This is a genomic window from Agromyces salentinus (assembly GCF_009749395.1).
GTDB lineage: Bacteria > Actinomycetota > Actinomycetes > Actinomycetales > Microbacteriaceae > Agromyces > Agromyces salentinus.
The window spans coordinates 247,079-272,837 of record NZ_WBIR01000006.1 but is presented as its reverse complement, the minus strand read 5'-3'; the positions used below and the strand labels follow the sequence as shown (position 1 = coordinate 272,837).

Below are 25,759 nucleotides of genomic sequence, written 5' to 3'. Positions count from 1 at the left end.
TCGCAAGGCGTGCGGAAGCCATGTCCGGGCGGTCGGATGTCAGCGCAGTTGCGCGAACGTCTCGGCGCTTCGGGAGGGCCCGACCACGAGGATGGTGTCGCCCGCCTCGAGGACGGTGGTGTTGTCGGCGTTGCGCCAGGGTTCGGCATCGTGCTGGTACGCGGCGATCGTGATGCCGTAGCTCGCGCGGATGCCGGTGTCGCCGAGTCGCTTGCCGTGCAGGATCGACGGCGCCGCGGTCTTCACGAGCGCGTACCCGGGTGCGACCTCGATGTAGTCGAGTGCGGCGCCGCGGACGAGGTGCGCGACCCGCCGGCCCATGTCCTTCTCGGGATAGATGACGTGGTGGACCCCGAGCTGCTCGAGGATCAGGCCGTGTCGGTCGTCGACGGCCTTCGCCCAGATGACGGGGATCTCCATGCTCAGCAGGACCGAGCAGGTCAGGATCGACGCCGAGACGTCGCCGCCGATGGCGACCACGACCCGGTCGAACTCGTCGATGGCGAGCTGGCGGAGCGCCTCCTCCTTGGTCGAGTCCGTGCGCACGACCTGCGTCAGCTGGCCGTTGAGGGCCTGGACGAGGTCCTCCTCGAGGTCGATGCCGAGCACCTCGGTGCCGCCGGCCATGAGCTCGAGTGCGAGTGCGCTGCCGAACCGGCCGAGGCCGATGACGGCGACGGAGTCGGCCTCGGCGATGCGGCGCGAGGTGTCGCCGCCGAAGATGGGGAACCTAGCCAATGGCGGGCCTTTCCTTGGGGAACTCGTAGAGGACGCGGCGCTCGCGGAGTGCGATGGCGCTGCCCAGGGTGAGCGGACCCAGCCGCCCGAGGAACATCAGCAGGACGAGGACGACCTTCGCCGCGTCGGGGAGGTCGGCGGTGATGCCGGTCGAGAGCCCGACGGTCCCGAATGCGGAGACCACCTCGAAGAGGACCCGGTCGAGGTCGAGGCCGGTGAGCAGGAGCAGGACCACGGTGCCCGCGACGACCGCGGCCACGGCGATGAGCACGACCGTGATGGCCTGACGGTGCACCGCTCGGCTGAGCCGCTTGCCGAAGATGTTCACCGACCCCTCGCCGCGCAATTCGGTGAGCATGATGAAGAAGAGCACCGCGAACGTCGTGACCTTGATGCCGCCTGCCGTGCCCGCGGGCCCGCCGCCGATGAACATCAGCACGTCCATGCCGAGCCAGCTCGCGTCGTGCATGGCGCCGATGTCGAGGGAGTTGAATCCGGCCGTGCGGGTCTGCACCGACTGGAAGAAGCCGGCGAGGAGGCGGGAGCCCGGGTCGAGTGCGCCGAGCGTGTCCGGGTTGTCCCATTCGATCGCGGTGAGGAAGGCCGTGCCGGCGAGGAGGAGGACGACGGTGCCCCACAAGACGAGCTTGGTGTTCATCGTCCAATGCAGCGGACGGGTGAACTCCTTGCGCAGCTGCATGATCACGGGGAATCCGAGGCCGCCGAGGATGATCGCCGCCGAGATCGGCAGGCAGATGAACGGGTCGGCGACGAAGCCCATGAGGTTGTCGGTGTACAGGGCGAATCCCGCGTTGTTGAACGAGGACACCGCGAGGAACGCCGCATGCCAGGCCGCTTCGCCGAGGCCGTACCCGTAGCCGAGCACGAACCGGATGCCGAGGAGCACGAAGACCGCGCCCTCGATGACGAGGCTGATCTTGACGATGCCGCGGACGAGGCCGCGGACGTCGGCGAACCCGGTCGCCTTCGCCTCGGCGGCCGTGTTGAGGCGGGAGCGCACCGACAGCTTCCGGGCCAGGACCAGCCCGATGAGCGACGCGAAGATCATGATGCCGAGTCCGCCGAGCTGGATGAGCAGCATGATCACCACCTGCCCGAACGACGTCCAGTACGTCGGGGTGTCGACCACGGTCAGGCCGGTCACGCAGACGGCGGAGGTCGCGGTGAAGAGCGCCTCGACGAACGTGGCCCCGCCGGGGCCGGCCTTCGAGAACGGCAGCATGAGCAGCAGCGTGCCGAGCAGGATCGCGGCCGCGAAGCCGACCACGACGGTCTGAGCGGGGTGCAGGCGGAAGGCCCGGATACGGCTCACGCGACCGTGGGGCGGCCGTTGCGCTCGTGTGCTCACCGGGCAACTGTAGTCCGGTGGAGGATCGGCGGGCCGTGGCCCATGCCGTCTGGGAGAGCGGATGACGGGAATCGAACCCGCGCTATCAGCTTGGGAAGCTGAAGTTCTACCATTGAACTACATCCGCATGCGGCATCCGATGGATGCAGCGGTCACCATCGTAGCAATGGTCGCCGGACGCTTCGCCACCCGAGCCGTGGTTTCGGCCGACCTCGTTGCTACGCTGGCACGGTGCTGCTCTCCGATCGCGACATCCGGGCCGAACTCGACCGCCGACGCATCGGGCTGGAGCCCTACGAACCGGGCATGATCCAGCCCTCGTCGATCGACGTGCGCCTCGACCGGTACTTCCGTCTCTTCGACAACCACAAGTACCCCTTCATCGACCCGGCCGAGGACCAGCCCGAGCTGACGCACCTCATCGAGGTGAAGCCCGACGAGCCGTTCATCCTGCACCCGGGCGAGTTCGTCCTGGCCTCGACCTATGAGGCCGTGACGCTGCCCGACGACGTGGCCGCACGGCTCGAGGGCAAGAGCTCGCTGGGTCGGCTGGGCCTGCTCACGCACTCGACGGCCGGCTTCATCGACCCGGGGTTCACCGGCCACGTCACGCTCGAACTGAGCAATGTCGCGACGCTGCCGATCAAGCTCTGGCCGGGCATGAAGATCGGGCAGATGTGCTTCTTCCGCCTCTCGTCGCCGAGCGAGCGGCCGTACGGCTCCGCCGAGTACAGCTCCCGGTACCAGGGCCAGCGCGGGCCGACCGCATCGCGGTCGTTCCACGACTTCCACCGCACGGATGTCGGCGCGACCGACGCGGGGTCGCTCGGTCGCTGACCGCCTCGCTCGCCGGGTCGACCGGCCTCAGGACTGCGGCGGCGGATACGCCGAGATCTTCAGCACGCGCGCGAGGTGCGCGCTGTGCCGCGCCACCGTGGCGTTCGTCGTGACGACGGCCTCGGGCGTCTCGGAGAGGTCCTTGTAGTCGGTCTTGCCCATGGCCTCGCCGTTCCAGTACGTCGACGCCTGCGACGCGACCGAGAAGCCGACGTCCACGAGGGCCTGCAGCACGTCGGCGATGATGGCGTGCGCGCCGTCCTCGTTGCCGGTGACCGCCACGGCGGCGACCTTGCCGGCGAGGATCGGACGGCCCGCGTCATCCGCCTCGGAGATCTCGGCGTCGAGCCGCTCGATGACGCGCTGCGCGACACTCGAGAGGTGGCCCACCCACGTCGGGGTCGCGAAGAGCAGGATGTCGGCGTCGAGCAGCTTCTGCCGGATGCCGGGCCAGGCGTCGCCCGCCCCCATGTCGGCCTCGACGCCGGGCTTCACGTCGTGGTCGACGATGCGGATGAGCTCGGTCTCGGCACCGTCGGCCTCGAACAGGTCGAGCACCTGCCTGGCGAGCAGTTCCGTGCTCGACTCGGCGGGCGACGGCTTCAGCGTGCAGTTGAAGGCGAGGACGCGCAACGGGTCCATGGGTTCCTCCTCAGGTCGATTCGTGGTCGAGGGCGTCGGTCGACGCGCTCAGTTCGCGGATGCCGCGGGCCCGAGCTCGCGCAGCCGCGGGCCGAGCTCGGACTCGAACACGTCGAAGAACCCGTCGGGATCCGGGCCGAGGTTCATCAGCGCCACGTGGTCGAAGCCGGCCTCGACGAACGGCCGGACGGTCTCGACGTGCGCGTCCAGGTCGGGGCCGACGCTGAGCTTCTCGGCGACGTCCTCGCGGCGGATGTACTCGCTGGCCGCCTCGAAGTTCACCGGGTTCGGGAGCTCGCTCATGACCTTCCAGCCGGTGAGGCTCCACCTGGCCGTGGTCCAGGCCGCCTCGATCGCGGCCTCTTCGGTCGGTGCCCACGCGAGCCCGGCCTCGCCGAAGCGCGGTCCATCACCGCCGAGGCGCCGGTACTCCGAGACCAGGTCGGCGTCGGGCTCCACCGCGAAGAGACCGTCGCCGAGTTCGGCGGCGACGGACGCGGACGCCGGTCCGCTCGCCGCGACCGCGATGGCCGGCGGGGTCTCGGGAAGGTCGAAGATCCGGGCGTCCTCGAGGTCGAGGTACTGGCCCTCGTAGCTCTGGTAACCGCCCTCCCAGAGCAGGCGGATGATCTCCAGCGACTCGCGGAGCATCTCGTGCCGTTGGGCGACCGCGGGATAGCCGCGGCCGACGACGTGCTCGTTGAGGCGCTCGCCGGCGCCGATCCCGAGCGTGAACCGACCGTCGCTGAGCAGCGCGACCGTGGCGGCCGCCTGCGCGATGATCGCCGGGTGGTAGCGCACGAACGGGCAGGTCACGCCGGTCGCGAGGCCGATGCGCTCGGTCCCCTGCGCGATCGCGCCGAGCACCGACCAGGCGAACGGCGAATGCCCCTGCACGTCGAGCCAGGGATGGAAGTGATCGCTGATCTCGACGAAGTCGAAACCGGCGGCCTCGGCGCGCTGCGCCTGTCGAACGAGTTCCGCCGGGCCGAAGCCCTCGGCGGCGAGCTTGTATCCGATCTTCACCATGTCGGCACGGTAGGCGGGCCAGGGCCGGCCCGCACGGGGGTTGACGCCCGGAACGGGCCCGACTAACCCACCGCCCCTATACGCGCGTCGCGGCATCCGCGCCACCCCATTGTCTGGGGATTCCGCCCGACGTAGGTTCCTGCCATGACCTCGCTCTGGCTCGCCAACCCGGTTCCGATCGAGACCGACCCGACCACGTCGCGTCGCGACTTCGACGAGGTGGTGGTCGGCGCCGGCCTCACCGGCCTTGTCACCGCCGTGCTGCTCGCCCGTGCCGGCCGGCGGGTCGGCGTGCTCGAAGCGCGCGAGGTCGGCGCCGTCACCACCGGCAACACGACCGCGAAGCTCAGCGTGCTGCAGGGCTCGCACCTGCAGCGCGTCCGGCGCCGGACCTCGCAGCAGGTGCTCCAGGCGTACGTCGACGCGAACCTCGCCGGGCAGGCCTGGATGCTCGACTACGCGGCCGGGCACGGCATCCCGGTGCAGCGTCGTGACGCCGTGAGCTTCGCCGCGACGCCGGACGGCCGCGCGACGATCGAACGCGAGGCGGAGGTCGCCCGCGAGGCGGGCCTGCACGTCATGACCGACGTCGCCGACGACCTGCCGTTCCGCGTCCACGCCTCGGTGCGCCTCGCGAACCAGGCCCAGTTCGACCCGATCGACGTGCTCGCCGCGCTCGCCGCGGAGTTGCGGTCGCTCGGCGGCGTCATCCGCGAGGGCGTCCGCATGATCGGCGCGAGCCTCGGCGCGCCGGTGCGCGTGCGCACCACCGACGGCGAGTTCACGTGCGAGCGCCTGGTCGTCGCGACCGGCACGCCGATCCTCGACCGCAGTCTCTCGTTCGCGAAGCTTCGCGGCATGCGCTCCTACGCCGCCGCCTACCGAGCGGATGCCCCGCTGCCGCAGGCGATGTACCTCAGCGTCGACGAGCCGACCCGCTCCATCCGCACCGCACCGGATCCCGACGTGTGGGCCGACGCGCCGGAGCTGCTCCTCGTCGGCGGCTACGGTCACGAGGTGGGGCGGCATCCGTCCCCGCGATCCCGCGTCGAGGCGCTCGATGCCTGGACCCGCGCCAACTGGCCGGGCGTCGTCATGACGCACCGATGGAGCGCCCAGGACTACGAGACGCCGCACGGCGTGCCCTTCGTCGGGTGGATGCCGCGTGGCCGCGGCCGCGTGTTCATCGCGACGGGGTACGACAAGTGGGGCATGACGAATGCCGTGCAGTGCGGGCTCACGCTCGCCGCCGACCTGCTCGGTGAACTGCCCGACTGGGCGCGGACGCTGCGGCACCGGTTCACGACGCCCGTGGCCCTCGGCGTCGGCATCGGCATGAACGCGGCGGTCGCGAAGCAGTACGCCGTGGGCTGGGGTCGCGCCCTCGCGCGTCGGCTTCCCGAGCAGGCCCCCGCTGAGGGCGAGGGCCGCGTGGGGCGGATCGGCGCGATCGCACCGCCGACGGCCGAGTCGACCGTCGACGGGGTCACCTGCCGAGTGTCGGGGGTGTGCCCGCACATGGGCGCCGTGCTCTCGTGGAACGACGCCGAGCGCACCTGGGACTGCCCGGCGCACGCCTCGCGCTTCACGCATGACGGATACCGGCTCGAGGGGCCGGCCAAGCACGACCTGCGGCCCCGTGACGCGGCCGACCGCCCGGTTGCAGCGGCGGTCGACGATCGAGCACCTTCGGCGGTCGAGGAGCGCACCCCCTCGGCGGTCGAGTAGTGAAGCGTATCGAGACCCCGCGCGGTGGTCGAGTAGTGAAGCGTATCGAGACCCCCCGCTAGGCTCGCCGGCATGGGTGCGCGCGTCGTGGTGGTGGGCTCGATCAACGTCGATGCGATCCTGCGCGTCGAGTCGCACCCGAAACCCGGCGAGACCGTGCTGGCTCGCAACCTTGACCTCCTGCCTGGCGGCAAGGGCGCGAACCTCGCGCTCGCCGCAGCGGCCGGGGGCGCGGAGGTGCTCCTCGTCGGCCGGGTCGGCGACGACGAGCACGGGCGGCGATACGTCGCGGAACTCGCCTCCAGGGGCGTCGACACCTCGGCCGTGACGGTCGACGCCACGCACCCGACGGGGCAGGCGTTCATCACCGTCGACGCCGCGGGTGAGAACAGCATCATCGTCGTCGTGGGGTCGAACGGAGCGATCGATCCGGATGCCGCGGCCCGGTCGATCCCCGACGATGCGGCCCTCGTCGTCACGCAGCTCGAGCTCGCGCCCGAGGTGGCCGAGGCCGTCCTGCGCCGGGCGCGGGAGGTCGGTGCCGTCACCGTCCTCAATCCGTCGCCGGTGTCTGCGGCGGCATCCGCCCTGCTCGAGCTGGCCGATGTCGTCGTCGTGAACGAGCACGAATGGACCGCACTCGGCGAGCCCGCCGACGCGTGCGTGACGCTCGGTGCCGCCGGCGCCCGGTGGGGAGTGGCGGATGCCGCGCCCGACCCCGTCGACGTCGTCGACACCACCGGGGCGGGCGACGCCTTCGCCGGGGCACTCGTCGCGGCGCTCGCGCGTGGCGCGGCTCGCGAGGACGCTCTGCAGGCCGCCGTCGCCGCGGGCGCCAAGGCGACGACCTACGCGGGCGCGCAGCCGTGGGGCTTCAGTGCTCCGGTGGTCGAGTAGCGGAGCGTATCGAGACCGTCGGGAGGGGATCGCCGCGTTCGGAGGACGGTTCCGGGGGATTCATCCTCCCGATCGTGCGCACTCCTCCCGAGCCGGTAGTCGAGGAGCCGGCGGTCGAGTAGCGGAGCGTATCGAGACCGGGGCGCTCCTACTCGGCCGGCGGGGCGGATACCGCGAGCACGGCCTCCGCGTCGATCGAGCGCTGGAGCGCGGCATCCGGCGCGGTGACGAACTCGAGCACGGCGTCGAGCGTGACGTCCGCGCGCAGGATGCGGTTGTGGCCGAGCCCCTCGGTGGCGACGAGCCGGGTGGGGCCCGGGTTGGCGGCGACGATCCTCGGGGCCTCGGTGAACGGCACGCGCCGGTCGCCGCGATCGTGCACGAGCAGCAGCGGGACCCCCTCGGGCAGCGGATGCGCGAGTGCCGAGTACCGCTCGAACGGATCCTCGAGGTCGGCGAAGAGGCGCGCGGCGAACCGGCGGGCCAAGGCCGCGCGCGTCGGTGCGTCGAGCCCGGCGAGGTCGCCGAAGCCCTCGACGAACACGTTCGGCGTGCCCGCGCCGGCGATCGCGCCGATGCGGCGCGCATCGATGCCCTCGCCCGGGGCCAGGAGCGCGGCGAGGCCGCCGAACGAGTGGCCGACGACGGCGTGGAAGCGGCCGTGCCGTTGCTGCAGCGCGGCGAGGATGTCGAGGTGGTCGACCAGGTAGGTGCCGCGTCCCGCGGATTCCCCGTTCGCGGGGGCGTCGAACGCGACGACGCGGAACCCCGCGCTGCGCAGTTCCCGGACCAGCGTCGAGAAGATGCTCGCGCGCGACTGCCAGCCGTGCGCGAGCACGATGACGTCGCCGCCGGTGCCCCATTCGTAGGTGACGACGTCGACGCCCGTGCGGCGGATGCCGGGGATGCGGACGGTCCCCCGGCGTGCGGCGCGGTGCGTGCCCAGGTCGCCGGTGGCGACCGGCACGCGGGGGCCGACTCGCATGAACAGCGGCAGCGCCGCGCGTGCGCCGAACTCGGGCGACGCCTTCGCCAGCACGCGGATGCCGCCGGCGACCGCGCCGAGGGTCGCCGTGCCTGCCGCCGATGTGATGGATGACCGTGCCATGCCGTGCCTCCAGAAAACTCTACGAACGTTCGTACGTAGAGTGTACGAACGTTCGTGCGTAAACTGCAAGCATGAGCTTGACCGATGGCCGTCGCGCGAGGGGAGACGCCTCGCGCCGCCTCGTGCTCGCCCACGCCGCCGACCTCGCCTCGATGGAGGGCTTGGACGGGCTCTCGATCGGGCGACTCGCGACCGAGGCCGACGTGAGCAAGAGCGGCATCGCCACGCTCTTCGGCTCCAAGGAGCAGTTGCAGCTCGCGACCGTGGCCGCCGCCGCCGAGCGCTTCACGGCGACCGTCGTCGAGCCGGCGCGCGTGCAGCCCCGGGGCATCCGTCGCCTCGCGGCCCTGCTCGACCGCGTCGTCGCGTACTCCGAGGACCGGGTCTTCCCCGGCGGGTGCTTCTTCTCGGCCAGTGCCGCCGACTTCCATTCCAAGCCCGGCGCGGTGCGCGACGCGCTCGCCGACCAGCTCGAGAGCTGGCTCGGCTACCTCGCGGCATCCGCTCGCTTCGCCGTGGTCCAGGGCGAATTGCCCGGGCTCGAGGACCCCGACCAGCTCGCGTTCGAACTGCAGGGCACGTTCGAGTGGATGAACCTGATGGCGGTCATCCGCGAGAAGGAGAGCGCCGTGCACTACGGCCGCGCGCGCACGGCCTACCGGGGCCGGCTCATCGCGTACGGCGGCGATCCGGAGATCGCGGAACTCCTCCTCGTGCCGGGGGCCGCGCTGCGCTGACCCGCCGGGGAGCGTCGGCGGAGGGAACTGTGGGGTCTCGATACGGCGCTGGCGCGCCTACTCGACCGCCGGTCGCCGGTGCGCCTACTCGACCGCCGCGGGCGCCTCCGCGACGAGCGCGAGCGTGGTGTCGCCGCAGGGAACCACGAGCTCGCCGCCGTCGAGCCAGGCCGGCTGCGCGGAGTGCTCCTCGTGCAGGGGAGCGAGGGCGGCGGCGAGGCCGTCGATCCGCAGGAGCGCACCCGTCGCGCGGCGCGAGTCGGTCGAGGCCACGATGCGGCCGGACGCGTTCACGAGCGTGCCGTTGCCGCCCCACTCGCGCAGCACGGGCAGCAGCTCGCGCTCGAGGCGGGCGACGTACGCATCGGCGCCGACCACGCCGATCATCGCGCCGTCGGCCACCACGGGCGTCGTGATGGTGACCGTGTAGTCGTCGGTGCAGAGGTAGTCGACGTACGGGCCGGTGAGGTGGCGCCGGCCGGTGCGTGCGGGCACGCGCCACCATTCGAGCGTCGTGTAGTCGCGGAACTGGTCCGAATCGGGGTCGCTCACGGCGTCGAGGCGGCGGAGCGCCGCCGAACCGGTCGAGCCGAACGTGTTCGCGCTGCTCAGCCACCAGGCCAGGTGCCACTGCGCATCGGGGAGGTATCCGGGCGCCGCCACGAAGCCGGCGCCCGTGATGAGCGCGCCGTCGCGCTCGAGCTCGCCGCCGACGAGGGCCTTGATCACGGGGTCGAGCGTCTCGGCGTCGGCTTCGGGCGAGCCCGTGAGGGCGCCGGCGTACGGGCCCGAGAGCTCGGTCTCGAGCACCCCGCGCCATCCGTCGACCATGGCCAGGACGGGCTCGATGGTCGAGGCGATCTGCTTCGCGATGTGCTCGGCCGCCAGATCGATGGTGGTGCTCACGCGGGGGGTCCTTCCGCTGGGTCCGCGACGGATGCCGGGCCGCCGGCGGGGTGCGCACCGAGGTCGATGCGGGACTTCTCATCGATCAGCCACTGCACCGCGCCGGCGATGTGCTCCGAGGTCGCACGTCGTGCACGTTCGGGTTGCACGTCGCGGATCGCCTGGATCACGTCGAGCCGCACGATGCGGCTGCGGTCACGAGCATCTTCCTCCCGCAGGCACATCCAAAGCAAGGGTCCGGCCTCGGCCTGCAGTCGCAGCTCCTCGTGGACGAGCCGCGGAGACTGGCTGATGGCGGCCACTTCGAGGTGGAATCGGCCCACGGCGCGGCGGGCGCCGCCGGCCGTCGCGAGGTCGGCGCGCGCATCGATGTCGGCGAGGCTCGCGAGGTCGTCGTCGCTCGCGCGGTCGGCCGCCACCTCCGCCGCCATGCCGGCGATCGCGGCGTAGTGCAGCGAGAGGTCGCGCAGCTCGACCCGGCTGAGCGAGCGCAGCCGGGACTCGACGAGCCGGGTCGTGGCATCCGGGTCGAAGGTCACGAAGCTGCCGCCGTCGCGACCCCGCCGGGTGTGCACGAGCCCGTTCTCGCGCAGGGCGACGAGCGCCTCGCGCGCGGTCACGACGGCGACGCCCAGGCTGCGGGCGAGGTCGGACTCGCTGGGCAGGCGCTCGCCGTCGCGGAGCACGCCCGCGACGATGGCGTCGGTGATGCGCTGCTCGACGAGTTCGGCGCGGCCGGCGCCCTCGAGCGGCGCGAAGACCACGGCCCTGGTCGCGTCGGTGCGGCCGGCTGCGTGCGGCATCCGCCCTCCCGGGATCGGGTTCGGAAACTGTGACACGACCGTAACACGGGCCTCTGGACGCAGACATATGGATCCATATGATTTAGAACACGCCTCGCGAAGGAGCCCAGCATGACCGACAGCCAGCCCGCGATCCGGCTGACCGGACTCACGAAGGAGTTCGGCGCCGTCACCGCCGTCGACCACGTCGACCTCGAGATCGCGGCCGGGGAGTTCTTCTCGATGCTCGGCCCGTCCGGCTCCGGCAAGACGACCGTGCTGCGCCTCATCGCCGGGTTCGAGCAGCCGACCGCCGGCACCATCGAGCTCTTCGGCGAGGACGTGACCAGGCGGGCGCCCTTCGACCGCGACGTCAACACCGTGTTCCAGGACTACGCGCTCTTCCCGCACATGAGCGTGCTCGAGAACGTCGCCTACGGCCTGCGCGTCCGCGGCATCGGCCGGCGCGAGCGCACCCAGCGCGCCCGCGCGGCGCTCGCCTCCGTGCGCCTCGAGCAGATGGGCGATCGCAAGCCATCGCAGCTCTCCGGCGGACAGCGCCAGCGCGTCGCCCTCGCGCGCGCGACCGTCGTGCAGCCCAAGGTGCTGCTGCTCGACGAGCCCCTCGGCGCCCTCGACCTGAAGCTCCGCGAGCAGATGCAGGTCGAACTCAAGCAGATCCAGCGCGACCTCGGCATCACCTTCATCTTCGTCACGCACGACCAGGAGGAGGCCCTCACGCTCTCCGACCGCATCGCGGTGTTCAACGACGGCCGCATCCAGCAGCTCGGCACGCCGGCCGACCTCTACGAGCAGCCCGGCTCCCGCTTCGTGGCCGGCTTCGTCGGCACCTCCAACCTCTTCGACGATGCCAGGTCGCAGGCCCTCCTGGGCCGCGGCGGTGAGCACTCCGTGCGCCCCGAGAAGCTCGCGGTCTCCGCCGAGCGCGAAGTCGGAGACGGCGTGGCGAGCGCCCCGGGCACCGTCGTCGAGGTCATCTACCTCGGCAGCGGCATCCGCATCGTCGTCGACCTCGACGCCGGCCTGCGCGTCACCGCGCTGGCCCAGAACGACCGGCGGCGGCTGCGCGCCGGCGATCGCGGCGACCGGGTGTTCGTCAGCTGGCACGAGGCCGACGTGGTCGCGCTCGCGCCTGCGCCGCCCGCCGTCGCCGGCGAGGAGGCGGATGCCGCGGCATCCGTCGCCTGAGCCGGGAGCCGGCCCGCACCCGCCGGAATCGCCGCAACCACCCGGCACCTCGCCCCAAGACCTGCACCCGACCCGCACCAGTCCCACCGCAGTCACACAGAACAAGGAGAGAACCATGAAGCGCACTCCGCACACGGCACGCCGCGGCGCGGTCGTCGGGCTCGCGATCGCCTCGGTCGCATTGCTCACGGCCTGCGGCACCTCCAGCGGTTCGGGCGCCTCCGGCGCCTCGGACGAGCCCATGGCCGAGCTCGGCGAGATGGAGGGCCAGGTCTCGCTCCTGGCCTGGCCGGGCTACGTCGAGGACGGCACGAACGACCCGAGCGTCGACTGGGTCACGCCCTTCGTCGAGGAGACCGGTTGCAAGGTCACGACCAAGACCTTCGGCACCTCCGACGAGGCGCTGAACCTCATGAAGACGGGCGACTACGACGTCGTGTCCGCCTCGGGCGACGCGTCGCTCAGGCTCGTCGCCGCGGGTGACGTGGCCCCGGTCAACACCGACCTGATCCCGAACTACGAGGGCATCTACCCCTTCCTCAAGGACCAGGCGTGGAACTCCGTCGACGGGGTTCCCTACGGCGTGCCGCACGGCTACGGCGCCAACCTGCTCATGTACAACACGGACGAGTTCCCGACGGCGCCCACCTCGTGGGACGTCGTGTTCGACAAGGCCTCCGAGCACGCCGGCAAGGTGACCGCGTACGACTCGCCCATCTACATCGCGGATGCCGCGGTGTACCTGATGGCCCACGAGCCCGACCTCGGCATCGAGAACCCGTACTCCCTCGACGAGGAGCAGCTCGCGGCCGCGGTCGACCTGCTGAAGACGCAGCGCGAGAGCATCGGCGAGTACTGGTCCGACTACCTGAAGGAGGTGCAGGCGTTCACGACCGGTGACACCGTCGTCGGCACCAGCTGGCAGGTCATCCAGAACGTGCTCGAGGGCGAGGCCGCGAAGACCGCCGTCGTGCTGCCCGAGGAGGGCACGACCGGATGGTCGGACACGTGGATGATCTCGTCGAAGGCGAAGAACCCGAACTGCGCGTACGCGTGGCTCGACTACATCGCCAGCCCCGAGGCGAACGCCGCCGCGACGTCGTACTTCGGCGAGGCGCCGTCCTCGGATGCCGCGTGCGAGTACCGCGAGGACTGCGAGGCGTACCACGCCGGCGACGAGGACTACGCGTCGCAGATCTGGTACTGGTCGACCCCCATCGAGGAGTGCCTCGACGGCCGCACGGATGTCACGTGCACCGACTACGCCGCATGGACCTCCGCGTGGCAGGAGATCAAGGGCTGATGAGCCAGGCCCTCGTGGAGTCCCGCCCGCGTCGCACTGCGATGCGGGCGGGCTCCGCCTTCCTCACCACGCACCCGCGCACGCGGCTGGCGCTGCTGCTCGCGGCGCCGCTGTTCTGGCTCGTCGTGGTCTACATCGTCGCGCTCGCGCTGCTGCTCGTCACGGCGTTCTGGTCGGTCGACAGCTTCACGGGCGTCATCACGACCGAGTTCACGCTCGACAACATCATCGAGGTCGTCACCGGCTCGCTGTACCAGACGGTGACCCTCCGCACGCTCGGCGTCGCGCTCGCCGTGACCCTCATCGACGTGGTGCTGGCACTGCCGATCGCGTTCTACATGGCGAAGGTCGCATCGCCGCGGATGCAGCGCGTGCTCGTGATCCTCGTGCTCACCCCGCTCTGGGCGTCGTACCTCGTGAAGGCGTACGCCTGGCGATCGGTGCTCTCGCAGGACGGCATCCTCGAGTGGCTCCTCGCGCCCTTCGGCGGGCACACCCCCGGTTACGGGCTGCCCGCGACGATCATCACGCTGTCCTACCTCTGGCTCCCCTACGTGATCCTGCCGATCTACGCCGGGCTCGAGCGCGTGCCCGACTCGCTGCTCGAGGCATCCGGAGACCTCGGCGGCAAGACCTGGCCCACGCTCCGGCTCGTGGTCTTCCCGCTCATCCTGCCCGCGATCATCGCCGGCACGATCTTCAGCTTCGCGCTCTCCCTCGGCGACTACATCACGGTCAACATCGTCGGCGGCACGAACCAGATGCTCGGCAACCTCGTCTACACGAACGTGGGCGCCGCGAACAACCTCCCGCTCGCCTCGGCGATCGCGCTCATCCCGATCGTGATCATCTTCGGCTACCTGTTCCTCGTGCGCCGCACCGGCGCGCTCGACAACCTCTGAGGCAGACGGATGCGACTCTCCCGCCCCGCACGCGTGACGCTCGGCGTCATCACCGCGATCATCCTCGGGGTGGTCTACGTGCCGCTGCTCGTCGTCCTCGTGAACTCGTTCTCGACGTCGACGGCGCTCACGTGGCCGCCGCCCGGGTTCACGCTCGAGTGGTGGGGCAAGGCGTTCCAGAGCGCGGGTGCGCTCGACGCGGTGCTCACGAGCGTGCAGGTCGCCGTGATCTCCACCGCCATCGCGCTCGTGCTCGGCACGCTCATCTCGTTCGCCCTCCAGCGCTTCGACTTCTTCGGTCGCGAGGCGATCAGCCTGCTCGTGATCCTGCCGATCGCGCTGCCCGGCATCATCACCGGCATCGCGCTGAACAACTTCTTCCGCACGATCATGGGCGTGCCGCTCTCGATCTGGACCGTCGTCATCGCGCACGCGACCTTCTGCATCGTGACGGTCTTCAACAACGTCATCGCACGCCTGCGGCGGCAGGGCACGAACCTCGAGGAGGCCTCGGCCGACCTCGGCGCGGGCGTCTGGACGACCTTCAGGCTCGTGACCTTCCCGCAGCTGCGCTCGGCGCTGCTCGCCGGCGGCCTGCTCGCGTTCGCGCTCTCGTTCGACGAGATCATCGTGACCACGTTCACGGCCGGATCGGGGGTGACGACGCTGCCGATCTTCATCCTGAACAACATGTTCCGGCCGAACCAGGCGCCGATCGTCTCCGTGATCGCCGTGGTGCTCGTGCTCGTGTCGATCATCCCGATCTACATCGCGCAGCGCCTCTCGGGGCCGGCCGACCAGAAGCGCTGAGCCGTCGGGTCACGACGGGGCTGCCGTGCCGCCGCCGCTCCGTCGGCCGTACCTGGCCAGGAGATGCCAGACCCGCTTCACCTCCTGGGCGTCGAGGCGAGCGTCCCGTCGGACCGGCCCCAGGGTCGCGGGGGTGAGTCGCCCGGTGGCGGCGATCTCGCGGGCGAGCTCGAGCGCTCGAGGGCCGCGGTAGTCCACCGCCTCCGCCGGGAGTAGGGCGAGCCGGTCGGGCCGGAGCTCGTACCCCGGATGCCACTCGATCGGCACGCCGAGCGCCGCCGCGCGCTGCTCCACGTCCGTCGCGCGATAACTGGGATCCAGCACGAGCGCCTCGGCATCGGCCACCCGGAGGACGCCGTGCACATGCGCCTCGACGTAGTGGTCGAGCGGGTCCGCGGTCGGCCGCGAGGGCGCCCGCCCGATCGCCTCGAAGCGGTCGGCCGTGCCGAACCGGTCGGGTTCGAAGACGCTGTCGACGACGGCGAACGTGGTGCGGGCGAGGGTCGCCCGCTCGAGCCTGAGGAAGCAGGCGCCGAACCTCGGGGCGGCGCCGTACGGGTCGTCCCGCAGCGAGAGCGCACCGTACTTGGGGCGCCGCTCCGCGTCGACGCCGGTGATCGCGTCGCCGAACATGCGCCGCTCCCAGACCGGGCGTGACCTGCCCGCCTCGGTCATGAGACCGCCGTTGCTGGTGCCGGTCTCGTACTGCGAGCGATAGGTGCCCGAGGCGAGCAGGGCATCGAGGACGTCGCCGTGGAGGTACGGCGCATCGGGATGGAAGTGCACGCAGACGCGAGCGTCGCTCGGCAGGGGGCCGCCCGAGGAGCGTTGTCGGACGAACTCCACGATCGCCGCGATCGGGGCGTCCGCGTCCATCCGGCCCGGGGCCGGCTCTGCGCCGTTCCGCTGCACGTCACTCCTCCTCGCTCGTCGGCTCTCAGTCGATCCTGCACCGGCGCCTCCGGTCAACGGTCGATAGGCGGCATCCGGTTTCGCGTCCGCGTCGGGCTCACCGGAGGAGCGGGCGGCCGGTCTCCTCCCGTTTCGACGTCGATGGACGGTTGCCGTGACCGCGCCCCGCCCGGAGGGCGAGCAGTCCCGCCAGCGCGACGACGTTCGCGCCGGCGACGATGAGGAACGGCAACGGCTCGCTGACGACGAACAGGGCGGCGAAGAGGACCGGCGCGATGAGCTCGGCTGCGACGAACGAGTACTGGAAGACGGCGAGGTAGCGTCCGCGCACGCGTGGATCCGCCATCGCCGACACGAGGGCCGTCGACGCCGGCGCGTGCAGGATCTCCGCGCCGCTGAGCAGCACGACGGCCGTGACGAGCGCGAGGATCGCGAGCACGAGCCCGCCCGCGGCGCCGAGGGCGACCGCAAGGTAGGCCGCCGCCCACAGCGCGGCGGCGGCACGCAGCACCGAGAACGGCTCGTTCCTCGTCGCGAGACGACCTCCCCACGCTCCGAGCGCCGCGACGAGGACGGCATTGCCCACGAGGAGCGACGAGGTGAGCCAGCCCGGGGCGCCGAGTCCCGAGCGCACCAGGGTCGGGAAGCTCAGCCCGGCGAACAGGGTGGAGAGCGCGAAGACGGAGTTGAGGGCGAGGAACCCGAGGAACCGCGCGTCGGAGAGGACCGCCCGGTACCCGGGTCGGGATCCCGTGGAGGCGACGGGTATCCAGCCGGCTGGCCGCCCGGCGGACCGCGCGTGCCCGACCCGCAGGATCAGTCCCGCGGCCGCGCAGGCCACGGCCGCTGCCGTCGCCAGCCCGACGAGCAGGCCGGGCCGGTCGGTGGAGATCACGAGGCCTGCGATGAGTCCGCCGGCGATGATGCCCACCGTGCGGATGACGTTGACGCGCGCGAACCACTCCTCGGGCCCGGGGTCCCCCTCTGCTGCAGCGGCCTCGACGACCAGCGCGAAGACCGAGGACCAGAACAGCCGGCTGCCGCAGGCCAGAGCGGCGCTCGCCGCGAACACGCCGACCGGCTCCCGCACGAACACGCAGAGCAGGTACCCGAGCGCCTGCAGGAGCATAGCGGCGACCACCACGGGGCGGGGCCCGATCCGATCGACCAGCCATCCGGCGAGCACCGGGAGCGGCAGGGTGACGAGCCCGGCGAGCGCCACGAGGCCGCCGAGGGGCGCGAGGTCGATGTCGGTGAGCACGGTGAAGTAGACGAGCGACAGCGGTAGGAACAGGCCGCCGGCGAGGGACGCCGAGCCCAGTGCGAGCACCAGCGCGCCCCGCCCGCGTCGGATCACGGTCATCCCGAGCCCGGTTCGGTGTGGGAGCGCCCCGGCAGGGGGACGCCGTGCGGAACGCCACGTCGCACGTACTCGTCGTAGTGTGCGAACCAATCGGCGCGCGGCGGCCGGTCTCCGCCTGCGGCGTCCATGCGCGACTCGCCGTCGACGAGGAACCCGGCGAACCCGTCGAGGCACTCGTGCCAGCTCGCCGCGGTCCTCGCCGCGGACCGGTGGTCTCCTGGAGCGAGGACGTTCGTGAACACCAGGTGCGTCCGACCTTCCGCGGCCGCGGCGAGTTCGAAGCCGAGTGCCTCGTCGCCCCAGTCGAATCTGAGCGAGGAGCCGGGCGACACCGACCGCACGCGACCGTGGGTGAGGGGAACGGCCTCGTCGGCGAAGACGAACGCCAGCTCGGAGCCGGCGGTCTCGAGGTCGCCGTCGATCCGGCAGGGGAACCACCGCGTGTGCGCTTCAGGTCGCACGATTCGCCGCCAGACCTCGTCCGGCGGAGCCGGCAGCATCCGCTCGAATCGGAGCACCCCGGGGTCCCCGGCCCAGTCGCCGAAGTCATCCATCGTCGTCCCTTCCGCCGTGCATGGTGGTGTCATCGATCGGGTCATCCGTCCCGTCGGGAAGACCGCCAGCCAGGAGGTCGACCAAGGTCGCGGCCGCAGTGCGGGACGGGTCGTGATCGGGGTTGTACTCCACGAGCAGCAGGCCGCGGCACCGTGGATCGCCTGCGAGCACGCGGAGCGCCCTCGCGAGGGACTCGCGCCGGAGGCCGCGGTCGTAGATCGCGATGTCCGCCGCGGGGGTCTCGAGGAAGTCGAGCACGTCCACGTCGAGGTGGATCACGATCTCGGGGCTCGCGAGCGCGGAGAGCGCCTGCATCGCGGATGCCTCGGGCTCGGCGTTGATCGCCGACGCCGGGATCCGGGTGCTGTGCACGCGGCCGTGCACGTCCTCCTCCCGGTCCGCGTACCCGAAGAACACGATCCTCGATGAGTCGAGCAGGGGACGGCGGGGGCCCACGGAGGCGAGCGAATCGTCGACGCCGGGGAGATCGAGCAGGTGCGCCACGCCCATGGCGTCGGCGATGGGCTCCTCCGGATGCTCGGCCGGCACCACGAGGTCCTGGCCGCCATCGACGTAGACGACGCCGACATCACGGTCGTCGTCGAGGAATGCGCTCACCATCGCGAGGGTCAACGTGCATTCCCCGCCGACGACAAGGGGTCGGTACCCGGATCGGAGGGCCCGGACGATGCGTTGACGGGCCTCGGCCAAGCCAGCCACGACCGCGGCCACGTTGTTGACGCCGCCGTCGCGCCGGTCGGCTCGCCAGGTCGACGTCGGCAGGTCGCCGAGATCCTCGACCTCGATGGACCGGGTCCGCAGCTGCTCGACGAGGCCACTCGCCCGGAGCGCCCGAGGCGCCTGATCGACGCCGGGCCAGTGCGCGGCCGCGCTCGACGGAACCCCGATCAGGCCCCAGCGGGCACGGTCGCGTGCGGAACGGCGCGCGTCGGTCATCGTGCCGCTCCAACCGCTGCAGTCGGTCGGTGTCCAGTGGCTGTCAGCCGGTCGGTCCTGCGGGTTACAGTGGGACCGGAGGGCTTCGAGGTCGAAGCGGGCTCGATCGGGCGCGGTGCCCACGGTTCGCTGCCGGGTTGCTCGTGCACAGGTCCTCCTCAGTTGTAAACCCTGGGGTGACACCCTGCCAAACCGTTGCCGCCCTCGTCAAGTGGTCGAGGCGGCTCGTGCACATCCGGATGGAGACTCCGGGAGGGGGAGATGCGGACCGTGACTGGAATCGGACGGCTCGGGGTCCTCTCGCAGCGGCCGGGGGGCACGGCGGCCTGGGGCGAGGTGCTCGCCCACCGAGGCGACCCCGAGGTCATCGCGGTCGTCCGCCAGCGCTTCATCGACCATGACGTCACTGCCGACTCGGTCGTCGCGGCGCTCGACGACGGCGGTGACCGGATCTTCGCCGACGCGACCTCGGGCCGTGCCGACTGGGCGGTCGCGCATGGTGGCGCGGCGGCGGCGGCGCTGCTCGCGAGCGAGGTGGCGGCGTACGCGTCGTACCTCACGAGCCGCGCGGCATCCGTGCGATCGCTGGCCGTCGACGAGCTCCTCGAGGAGCGCAGCGCCGTGGAGGTCGCGTCCGAGCTCGGCATCTCCCGGCAGAAGATCTACGAGATCGCCCGCGGCGCCTCGAAGGTGCGCGACGCGTTCACGTCGGAGGCACGGTGAGCCCGGCAGCCGGGGCGGGCGATCCGACTCTCCAGCATCCGCTCGACCTGCGGGCCGCGCGGCCGGTGTACCGGTGGGCAGCCGCGCTCCGCGCCCTGACGTCTCCGGCGGTCTCCCTCGCCGCAATAATGCTGCTGTGGGTCGTGAGCGACAACCTCGTCACCCCCGTGGTGGGACCGGTGCTCGGCGTCTCGACGATCGCCTACGTCGAGCGTCGTTGCCGCGCGGACGCCTGGGCCCACGTGGCTCGCGGGCGCCAGGATGCCGGTCGTGACGACCCCGCCGCCTGGTCCGCCGCCGCCGTCGCCTTCGAGGTGCTGGTCTTCGCCGGTGCCTGTGCGGTGTTCGTACCGAAGGTCGGCGTCGAGGCCGGGCCCACCGCCGTGGCGCCGATCGCCGCTGGAATGGCGGTGGGGCTGCTCGTGTGCTCCCTCGCCGCGTCGACTTGGGATCGGCGTGCGCCGCGTGAGCGCCGGGTCGACAACGCCTCGCACGGCGTGGTGCAGATCCGCCAGGCAGGCATCCTCGTCGTGTCGGGCACGGCCGTGGCCATGCTCTCGGAACGGGCCGTCCTCATGCCTCCGGCTGTGGCCCTCGGCGCGGCCCTCGCGCTCGCCGTGGGTGCGATCGGACTGCTCGCCCGGCTCATCCCCAGCCGGGTCCGCTGCCTCCCGGAGAGGTTCCTGCAGGTGGAGTGACTCTCGATCGCTCGAGCCCGGATGCCGCGCGCGCGGCGGCGGCGGGTCCGGCTGCCTCGCATGGCTGAGCCGCTCGACGGGGGTTCGAGCGGCGTCAGCGGTTGACCCAGTGCATCGAGAGGTAGTGCGAGACCGCCTCGCGGGCGTCGACCGGATCGGGGCGGGCGGCGCGTGGAACGCCGGCTCGCGGCATCAGCTCGGCTTGGGGCATCCGCAGCCCTCGAGTCCAGGCGACCGCAACGGCCCACGCGGAGGCGAGGTGGCCGGTGCGGGTTCGTGCGTCCGGAGTCGGAAGTCGCGCGACCAGCTCGGCGCAGGCCTGTGCGGCGCAGGCCTGCACGGCACGGAGCGGCGCGGCGGCCGCGGTGGGGGCGGGGGAGTCGCAGGTCGTCATCTCGGTGATCCTTCCGTCGGGATGGGGTGTGCGCTCATGGCGCGGCGGTGGCGGGCGCAGGCGCCTCGATGAGCAGGGCGACGCCGACGCCCGCCAGGAGCGCGGCGGTCGCGCGGCGCTGCCACACGAGCCAGCGCGGTCGTCGACGCAGGAAGGCGGCGACCGCCCCGGCGCCGAGGATGATCAGCGCGTTGACGCAGAGGCTGACCGCGATCTGGACGCCGCCGAGGATGAAGCCCTGCGCGACGACGTCGCCGCGGGCCGGATCGATGAACTGCGGGATGAGCGCGACGTACATGATCGCCGCCTTCGGATTCAGGAGGTTCGTGACGAGCCCCATCGAGAACAGGCGCGCCTTGGAGTCGCTCGCGAGGTCGCGCACCTCGAACAGGCCGGTGCCGCCGCTCGCGACCGCTCGATACGCGAGGTACAGCAGGTAGATCGCCCCGGCGACCTTGAGCGCGGTGTACAGCCATGGCACGACGACGAAGACGGCCGCGAGTCCGAGGTTGGCCATCGTCATGTAGACGAGGAAGCCGAGGGCGGTCCCGACGAGCGAGACGAGCCCGGCGACCGAACCCTGCGACAGGCTCCGGGAGACGAGGTAGATCATGTTCGGCCCCGGCGTGAGCACCATCGCGAGCGCCACGACGGCGATCCCGAGTGCTGCCGCTGCGTCCACCGGCATATGTCCTCCTTCGACGGCACGGCCTGGAGGAGCGGATGCCGCCCTGCCGCGCGTTCGTCCACGTTGGTACACTCGCGACAATTCGACCAAAGTGTCACACGACACTTCGGACGCCCTTGGAGGAACGATGCGCGTCTCGTCGGGCTGGACCCCACGGCTCTCGGATGCCGCTGCGCCGGCCTCCGAGCGGCTCGTCTCCGCGCTCGCCGAGGACATCCTCGACGGGGTCGTCGCCGAGGGTGAGCGCCTGCCCGCGCACCGGGCACTGGCCGAGCAGCTCGGCGTCGCGTTGGGAACCGTGTCGAAGGCGTACGCGGAGCTCGCGCTGCGCGGCCTCGTGCGCGGCACCCACGGGCGCGGCATGTTCGTCAGCTACCGCTCCGAGCCGGCGTCCGGCAGCGTCGACCTCGCCATGAACATGCCGCCGCGCATGTTGTCCGACCGCGTGATCGCCGAGGCATTGGCCTCGAGCGCCGGTCGCGTCGACGCCGAGGTGCTCTCCGCGTGCGGTCCGCCCGGGGGCCGACTCGAGTACCGCCGCACGGCCGCCGCCTGGCTGGCGTCCACCGGGCTGGAACTGCCGGCCGAGGAGCTCGTGCTCGCACACGGCGCCCAGCAGGGCATCGCCGCCGTGCTCATGGCGGTGGGGCAGCCGGGTCGCCCCGTGCCCGTCTACACCGAGGAGGTCACCTTCCACGGCGCGTTGAGCTACGCACGCCTCGCCGGGCACCCGGTGCACGGCGTCCCGATCGACCGGCAGGGGCTGCGCCCGGACCTGCTCGACCGCATGCTCGCCCGCGACGCGCGCACGCGCGGCGGCGGCATCCGTCCCGTCGTCTACGTGACGCCGACCCTGCACAACCCCACCGGTGCGAGGATGTGCGCCGCGCGGCGGCGCGAACTCGTGAAGGTCGCCCGCCGGCACGACGCGTTCATCATCGAGGACGATGTCTACGCGCTCTCCGAGGAGCGGGTCGCTCCGGCGCTGGTCTCGCTCGCCCCCGAGCGCACGTTCCTCGTCAGCAGCGCATCGAAGGCGCTGAGCCCGGCGATCCGGCTCGGCATGATCAAGCCGCCGTGCGCCTTCCGCCCACGCGTCGCCGAGGCGGTGCGGTCATTGGGCCTGCCCGTCTCCCCGCTGATCTGCGTGCTGCTCGACGAGCTCGTGAGCGCGGGCATCGCCTCCACGGTGCGCACCTCGATCAGGGACGAGGGCGCGCGGCGCACGACGATGGCCCGGGAGCAGTTCGGGCAGGCGCTGTTCCTCGCCCCAAGGACGGGCTACCACGTGTTCCTGCCGATGCCGCCCGAGCGCGCCCGCCGGCTCGCGGCCGCGGCGCAGGGCGCGGGTGTGCTGGTCGCCGATCCCGACTCGATGCTGGCCGACCCGTCGCAGCGGGCCGGCGGCGTGCGTCTCAGCCTCGGCGGGCCGACGATCGCGGACCTGTCGCGGGGGCTGGCGATCGTGCACGGCCTGATGGGCGCTGCGTCCGCCGCCTGACGTTCGCCGCCTCGGCCGCCGCCCGACGTCGGGTCGCATTCGTCCCCGAGAACAGGAAGTCTGCGGTGGCGCGCCGCATGGCTGCCTGTCCTCGCGCGTCGGTCGGCGAGTCTGCCTGTTCTCGGGCCGGATCAGTGGGGCGAGAGGCGGACGGGGACGGGAAACGAGAGGCGGGCGCGACCGGACGACGGGCGGATGCCGCGGCTCACGCCCGACGAGCGGATGCCGCGGCTCACCCGCGGTGGGCAGATGCCGCTCCCCGCCGCGCCGACCCGCTCAGTGCCCCTGCCGCCGCCGCGCCGACCCGCTCAGTGCGCCTGTGGGGGCCGCCGCGACGAGGACTCAGTGCGCCTGTGGGGGCAGCACGGCTATGACGGGGTGGTCCTTGGCGATGACGCCGACCTTGGCGGCGCCGCCGGGCGAGCCGAGGTCGTCGAAGAACTCGACGTTGGCCTTGTAGTAGTCGGCCCATTCGTCGGGGAGGTCGTCCTCGTAGTAGATGGCCTCGACGGGGCAGACGGGTTCGCAGGCGCCGCAGTCGACGCATTCGTCGGGGTGGATGTAGAGCGAGCGCTCACCCTCGTAGATGCAGTCGACCGGGCACTCGTCGATGCAGGCACGGTCCTTGACGTCGACGCAGGGCAGCGCGATGACGTAGGTCACGAGACGACCAGCGACCCGTCGCGCGAGATGCCGACCTGCTCGTCGCGGGGCACGACCTTGACGCGCTCGCGCACGATCTCGCCGTAGACCTCGTGCGGTTCGAACGCCTCGCCGAGCGAGCGCTCGTGCGCGTCGAGCGCGAGCCATCCGCTCCACGTCGTGTAGTGCACGCCGCGCGACTCGAGCAGCTCGAAGACCTCTTCACCGTCGGCGGGGTCGACGAGCAGCGCGGGCAGCGAGCCCGACGTCGCGTCTTCCACGAGGTTCGTGATGGTCTCGAGCGCGTCGCCCTTGGTGTGGCCGATGAGGCCGACGGGGCCGCGCTTGATCCAGCCGGTCGCGTAGACGCCGGGCAGGTGCTCGCCCGAGGCGTCGGTGACGCGCCCGCCGGCGTTGGGGATCACGGCGCGCTGCTCGTCGAACGGCACGTCGGCGACGGGCGAGCTCGCGTAGCCGACCGCACGGTAGACGGCCTGCACGGGCACGTCGACGAACTCACCGGTGCCCGCGACCGAGCCGTCGCCGACCGGCCGGGTGAGCTCGAAGCGCACGGCCTCGACGGCGTCGGTGCCGAGCACCTCGACCGGCGCGTGCAGGAAGTGCAGGTGGAGGCGACGCGAGGCCGTGTACTCGTGGTCGGCGGGCTTGCGCCATCCGTTGAGCGTGCGGGTCATGACCTTGACCTGGTTGTTCGACGCGAACAGCTGCTCGGCGTGCGGGTCGTTCGCCGCGCGCTCGAAGTCGGCGTCGTTGACGATGACGTCGACGTCGGGGACCTCGCCGAGCTCGCGCAGCTCGATCGGCGTGAACTTCACGTGGCCGGGGCCGCGACGGCCGAAGACGTGCACGTCGGTCACGGGCGAGGCCTCGAGGCCCTCGACGACGTTGGCCGGGACATCCGTCGACAGCAGGTCCTTGGGGTGCTTCGCGAGCACGCGGGCGACGTCGAGGGCGACGTTGCCGTTGCCGATGACCGCGATCGTCTGCGCCTCGAGCGGCCAGGTGCGCGGCACGTCGGGGTGGCCGTCGTACCAGGCGACGAAGTCGGCCGCGCCGTAGGAGCCGGGCAGGTCGATGCCGGGGATGTCCAGCGGGGCGTCCTTCAGGGCGCCGGTGGCGAAGATGACGGCGTCGTAGCGCTCGCGCAGCTCGGCGACGGTCACGTCGCGGCCGACCTCGACGTTGCCGATGAACCGGATGGTGCCCGCGTCGAGCATCTCGTGCAGCGAGTTGACGATGCCCTTGATGCGGGGGTGGTCGGGCGCAACGCCGTACCGGATCAGGCCGTAGGGCGCCGGAAGCGTCTCGTACAGGTCGATCGAGACCTCGCCGCCGGCCTCGGTGACCTGGCGGTTCAGGATGTTGCCGGCGTAGATGCCGGCCGGGCCGGCGCCGATGATCGCGACGCGGAGGGAGAGGGTCATGGCTGCGTGGTCTTTCGGTCTGCTGAGGCGGGCAGTGCCTCGGGTGAGGGAATCGCGGCTGGCGCACCTGTCGCGGTCGTGATGGCTTCGGGAGCGTAGGGGCTCAGGGTCACCACGTCGCCGACGACGACCACCGCAGGCGAGCGGATGCCGCGGCGTGCCGCCTGCAGTGCGATCGTGTCGAGCGTACCCACTGTGACACGCTGACCTGAGCCGTAGCCGTCTTCGATGATCGCGACCGGGCAGGTGCCGCCGCGCTCGCCGCGGGAGAGCGTGATCGCGGAGTTCGCGAGCGTGCCGACGCCCATGAGCAGCACGACCGTGTGGTCGCGGCCACCGCCGAGGGCTTGGATCTGGTCGTGCCCCGTGACGACGGTGAACGTGGTCGCGAGGCCGCGGTGCGTGAGGGGGATGCCGGCGATGGCCGGCACGGAGATCGCGCTCGTGATGCCGGGCACGACCTCGACGGCCACGCCCGCCTCCTGGCAGGAGGCGACCTCCTCGCCGCCGCGGCCGAAGATGAACGGGTCGCCGCCCTTGAGCCGCACGACGCGCTTGCCGTCGCGGGCCAGCGTCACGAGCAGTGCGTTGATGGCGTCCTGCGGCACGGCGTGGTGGCCGGGCAGCTTGCCGACGTCGACGATCTCAGCCGCGAGGTGGACGCCCTCGGCCGCGAGTCCGTCGAGCACGGAGCGGGCGCCCAGCCGGTCGGCGACGATGACGTCGGCGGCCTCGAGCGCGCGCAGCCCCTTGATCGTGAGCAGTCCGGCATCACCCGGCCCGGCGCCGACGAGGGTCACGTGTCCCGTCGAGGGGCGCGTGGCATCGGCGGCGACGTGCGCCGTGAGGTTCGCGCTCACGCGAGGCCCCCCGCGACGACGGCC

27 protein-coding genes and 1 tRNA gene are annotated in these 25,759 nt (G+C 71.8%); 11 read left to right on the top strand and 17 right to left on the bottom strand.

All coding sequences use genetic code 11. The features are described 5' to 3' along the window. Positions 1–39 precede the first annotated feature (39 nt). From GQQ95_RS08430 to GQQ95_RS08420, 3 genes are all read right to left on the bottom strand, one after another. Complete coding sequence (locus tag GQQ95_RS08430) at positions 40–738, bottom strand: potassium channel family protein (protein WP_212275354.1); 699 nt, start codon at positions 736–738, stop codon at positions 40–42. Further along, complete coding sequence (locus tag GQQ95_RS08425; RefSeq protein ID WP_425482563.1) at positions 731–2,107, bottom strand: TrkH family potassium uptake protein; 1,377 nt, start codon at positions 2,105–2,107, stop codon at positions 731–733. Before GQQ95_RS08425 ends, GQQ95_RS08430 begins: the two co-directional genes overlap by 8 nt. A gap of 56 nt (positions 2,108–2,163) precedes the next feature. Beyond that, positions 2,164–2,234: transfer RNA gene (locus tag GQQ95_RS08420), tRNA-Gly, on the bottom strand. Positions 2,235–2,338: 104 nt separating this feature from the next. Here GQQ95_RS08420 and dcd point away from each other — a divergent pair. Continuing rightward, complete coding sequence (dcd, locus tag GQQ95_RS08415; RefSeq protein WP_157427204.1) at positions 2,339–2,944, top strand: dCTP deaminase; 606 nt, start codon at positions 2,339–2,341, stop codon at positions 2,942–2,944. Positions 2,945–2,971: 27 nt separating this feature from the next. On the opposite strand, the gene GQQ95_RS08410 is transcribed toward dcd, so the two are convergent. Together GQQ95_RS08410 and GQQ95_RS08405 are read right to left on the bottom strand one after the other, a co-directional pair. Further along, the gene (locus GQQ95_RS08410) at positions 2,972–3,586 is read right to left on the bottom strand and encodes a flavodoxin family protein (protein WP_157427203.1); all 615 of its coding nucleotides are present in this window, start codon (positions 3,584–3,586) and stop codon (positions 2,972–2,974) included. A 48-nt stretch (positions 3,587–3,634) separates the two neighbouring features. Further along, entirely contained in the window at positions 3,635–4,615 is a 981-nt protein-coding gene (locus tag GQQ95_RS08405; protein WP_212275352.1) for a TIGR03557 family F420-dependent LLM class oxidoreductase, read from the bottom strand. A gap of 144 nt (positions 4,616–4,759) precedes the next feature. On the opposite strand from GQQ95_RS08405, the gene GQQ95_RS08400 reads away from it, so the two are divergent. Together GQQ95_RS08400 and GQQ95_RS08395 are read left to right on the top strand one after the other, a co-directional pair. Further along, on the top strand, positions 4,760–6,343 hold the full coding sequence (locus tag GQQ95_RS08400) for an FAD-dependent oxidoreductase (protein ID WP_157427202.1): 1,584 nt from the start codon (positions 4,760–4,762) through the stop codon (positions 6,341–6,343). 72 nt (positions 6,344–6,415) lie between these two features. Beyond that, positions 6,416–7,240, top strand: coding sequence for a PfkB family carbohydrate kinase (locus tag GQQ95_RS08395; protein ID WP_157427201.1), 825 nt, complete (start codon positions 6,416–6,418; stop codon positions 7,238–7,240). Between the two features lie 148 nt (positions 7,241–7,388). On the opposite strand, the gene GQQ95_RS08390 is transcribed toward GQQ95_RS08395, so the two are convergent. Further along, positions 7,389–8,348 (bottom strand): alpha/beta hydrolase family protein, encoded by a 960-nt coding sequence (locus GQQ95_RS08390; protein ID WP_157427200.1) that lies wholly within the window; start codon positions 8,346–8,348, stop codon positions 7,389–7,391. A 71-nt stretch (positions 8,349–8,419) separates the two neighbouring features. Between GQQ95_RS08390 and GQQ95_RS08385 the strand changes: the two genes are divergently transcribed. Further along, positions 8,420–9,085 (top strand): TetR/AcrR family transcriptional regulator, encoded by a 666-nt coding sequence (locus GQQ95_RS08385; protein WP_157427199.1) that lies wholly within the window; start codon positions 8,420–8,422, stop codon positions 9,083–9,085. An 84-nt stretch (positions 9,086–9,169) separates the two neighbouring features. Here the strand turns inward: GQQ95_RS08385 and GQQ95_RS08380 are convergent, their stop codons facing one another. Next, entirely contained in the window at positions 9,170–9,991 is an 822-nt protein-coding gene (locus tag GQQ95_RS08380; protein ID WP_157427198.1) for a PDC sensor domain-containing protein, read from the bottom strand. Then, the gene (locus GQQ95_RS08375; RefSeq protein WP_157427197.1) at positions 9,988–10,794 is read right to left on the bottom strand and encodes a FadR/GntR family transcriptional regulator; all 807 of its coding nucleotides are present in this window, start codon (positions 10,792–10,794) and stop codon (positions 9,988–9,990) included. The genes GQQ95_RS08380 and GQQ95_RS08375 overlap by 4 nt, the downstream gene beginning before the upstream one ends. Positions 10,795–10,905: 111 nt before the next feature. On the opposite strand from GQQ95_RS08375, the gene GQQ95_RS08370 reads away from it, so the two are divergent. From GQQ95_RS08370 to GQQ95_RS08355, 4 genes are all read left to right on the top strand, one after another. Further along, a complete protein-coding gene (locus GQQ95_RS08370; protein ID WP_157427196.1) occupies positions 10,906–11,982 on the top strand; it encodes an ABC transporter ATP-binding protein in 1,077 nt (358 codons plus the stop codon). A 115-nt stretch (positions 11,983–12,097) separates the two neighbouring features. After that, entirely contained in the window at positions 12,098–13,285 is a 1,188-nt protein-coding gene (locus GQQ95_RS08365) for an ABC transporter substrate-binding protein (protein WP_157427195.1), read from the top strand. After that, positions 13,285–14,187, top strand: a complete 903-nt coding sequence (locus GQQ95_RS08360) for an ABC transporter permease (RefSeq protein WP_246205301.1) — start codon at positions 13,285–13,287, stop codon at positions 14,185–14,187. Before GQQ95_RS08365 ends, GQQ95_RS08360 begins: the two co-directional genes overlap by 1 nt. Positions 14,188–14,196: 9 nt before the next feature. Further along, positions 14,197–14,997: an ABC transporter permease gene (locus GQQ95_RS08355; RefSeq protein WP_157427194.1), complete on the top strand. Its 801-nt coding sequence runs from the start codon at positions 14,197–14,199 to the stop codon at positions 14,995–14,997. Positions 14,998–15,006: 9 nt separating this feature from the next. On the opposite strand, the gene GQQ95_RS08350 is transcribed toward GQQ95_RS08355, so the two are convergent. The 4 genes from GQQ95_RS08350 to GQQ95_RS08335 all read right to left on the bottom strand — a co-directional run bounded on the left by GQQ95_RS08350 (position 15,007) and on the right by GQQ95_RS08335 (position 18,784). Beyond that, complete coding sequence (locus GQQ95_RS08350) at positions 15,007–15,909, bottom strand: DUF3626 domain-containing protein (RefSeq protein WP_246205299.1); 903 nt, start codon at positions 15,907–15,909, stop codon at positions 15,007–15,009. Between the two features lie 97 nt (positions 15,910–16,006). Beyond that, positions 16,007–17,272 carry an MFS transporter gene (locus GQQ95_RS08345; RefSeq protein WP_343032765.1) on the bottom strand — a complete coding sequence of 422 codons (1,266 nt, stop codon included), beginning with the start codon at positions 17,270–17,272 and terminating at the stop codon, positions 16,007–16,009. Further along, on the bottom strand, positions 17,269–17,826 hold the full coding sequence (locus GQQ95_RS08340; RefSeq protein WP_170297017.1) for an SRPBCC domain-containing protein: 558 nt from the start codon (positions 17,824–17,826) through the stop codon (positions 17,269–17,271). The genes GQQ95_RS08345 and GQQ95_RS08340 overlap by 4 nt, the downstream gene beginning before the upstream one ends. Beyond that, complete coding sequence (locus GQQ95_RS08335; protein WP_157427191.1) at positions 17,819–18,784, bottom strand: arginase family protein; 966 nt, start codon at positions 18,782–18,784, stop codon at positions 17,819–17,821. The genes GQQ95_RS08340 and GQQ95_RS08335 overlap by 8 nt, the downstream gene beginning before the upstream one ends. A gap of 270 nt (positions 18,785–19,054) precedes the next feature. On the opposite strand from GQQ95_RS08335, the gene GQQ95_RS08330 reads away from it, so the two are divergent. Then, positions 19,055–19,507, top strand: a complete 453-nt coding sequence (locus GQQ95_RS08330) for a hypothetical protein (protein WP_157427190.1) — start codon at positions 19,055–19,057, stop codon at positions 19,505–19,507. Continuing rightward, complete coding sequence (locus tag GQQ95_RS08325) at positions 19,504–20,205, top strand: hypothetical protein (RefSeq protein ID WP_157427189.1); 702 nt, start codon at positions 19,504–19,506, stop codon at positions 20,203–20,205. Before GQQ95_RS08330 ends, GQQ95_RS08325 begins: the two co-directional genes overlap by 4 nt. Positions 20,206–20,299: 94 nt before the next feature. Here GQQ95_RS08325 and GQQ95_RS08320 read toward each other — a convergent pair whose 3' ends face one another. Further along, complete coding sequence (locus GQQ95_RS08320; RefSeq protein WP_157427188.1) at positions 20,300–20,599, bottom strand: hypothetical protein; 300 nt, start codon at positions 20,597–20,599, stop codon at positions 20,300–20,302. 34 nt (positions 20,600–20,633) lie between these two features. After that, positions 20,634–21,287 (bottom strand): LysE family translocator, encoded by a 654-nt coding sequence (locus GQQ95_RS08315; protein WP_157427187.1) that lies wholly within the window; start codon positions 21,285–21,287, stop codon positions 20,634–20,636. Between the two features lie 127 nt (positions 21,288–21,414). On the opposite strand from GQQ95_RS08315, the gene GQQ95_RS08310 reads away from it, so the two are divergent. Next, a complete protein-coding gene (locus GQQ95_RS08310; protein WP_170297016.1) occupies positions 21,415–22,788 on the top strand; it encodes an aminotransferase-like domain-containing protein in 1,374 nt (457 codons plus the stop codon). 342 nt (positions 22,789–23,130) lie between these two features. On the opposite strand, the gene fdxA is transcribed toward GQQ95_RS08310, so the two are convergent. The 3 genes from fdxA to cobA are packed head-to-tail and all read right to left on the bottom strand — an operon-like array spanning position 23,131 to position 25,735. Next, positions 23,131–23,451: a ferredoxin gene (gene fdxA / locus GQQ95_RS08305; RefSeq protein ID WP_116081304.1), complete on the bottom strand. Its 321-nt coding sequence runs from the start codon at positions 23,449–23,451 to the stop codon at positions 23,131–23,133. Further along, the gene (locus tag GQQ95_RS08300; protein ID WP_157427185.1) at positions 23,448–24,875 is read right to left on the bottom strand and encodes an FAD-dependent oxidoreductase; all 1,428 of its coding nucleotides are present in this window, start codon (positions 24,873–24,875) and stop codon (positions 23,448–23,450) included. Before GQQ95_RS08300 ends, fdxA begins: the two co-directional genes overlap by 4 nt. Continuing rightward, positions 24,872–25,735 carry a uroporphyrinogen-III C-methyltransferase gene (gene cobA / locus GQQ95_RS08295; protein ID WP_157427184.1) on the bottom strand — a complete coding sequence of 288 codons (864 nt, stop codon included), beginning with the start codon at positions 25,733–25,735 and terminating at the stop codon, positions 24,872–24,874. The genes GQQ95_RS08300 and cobA overlap by 4 nt, the downstream gene beginning before the upstream one ends. Positions 25,736–25,759: the final 24 nt, after the last annotated feature.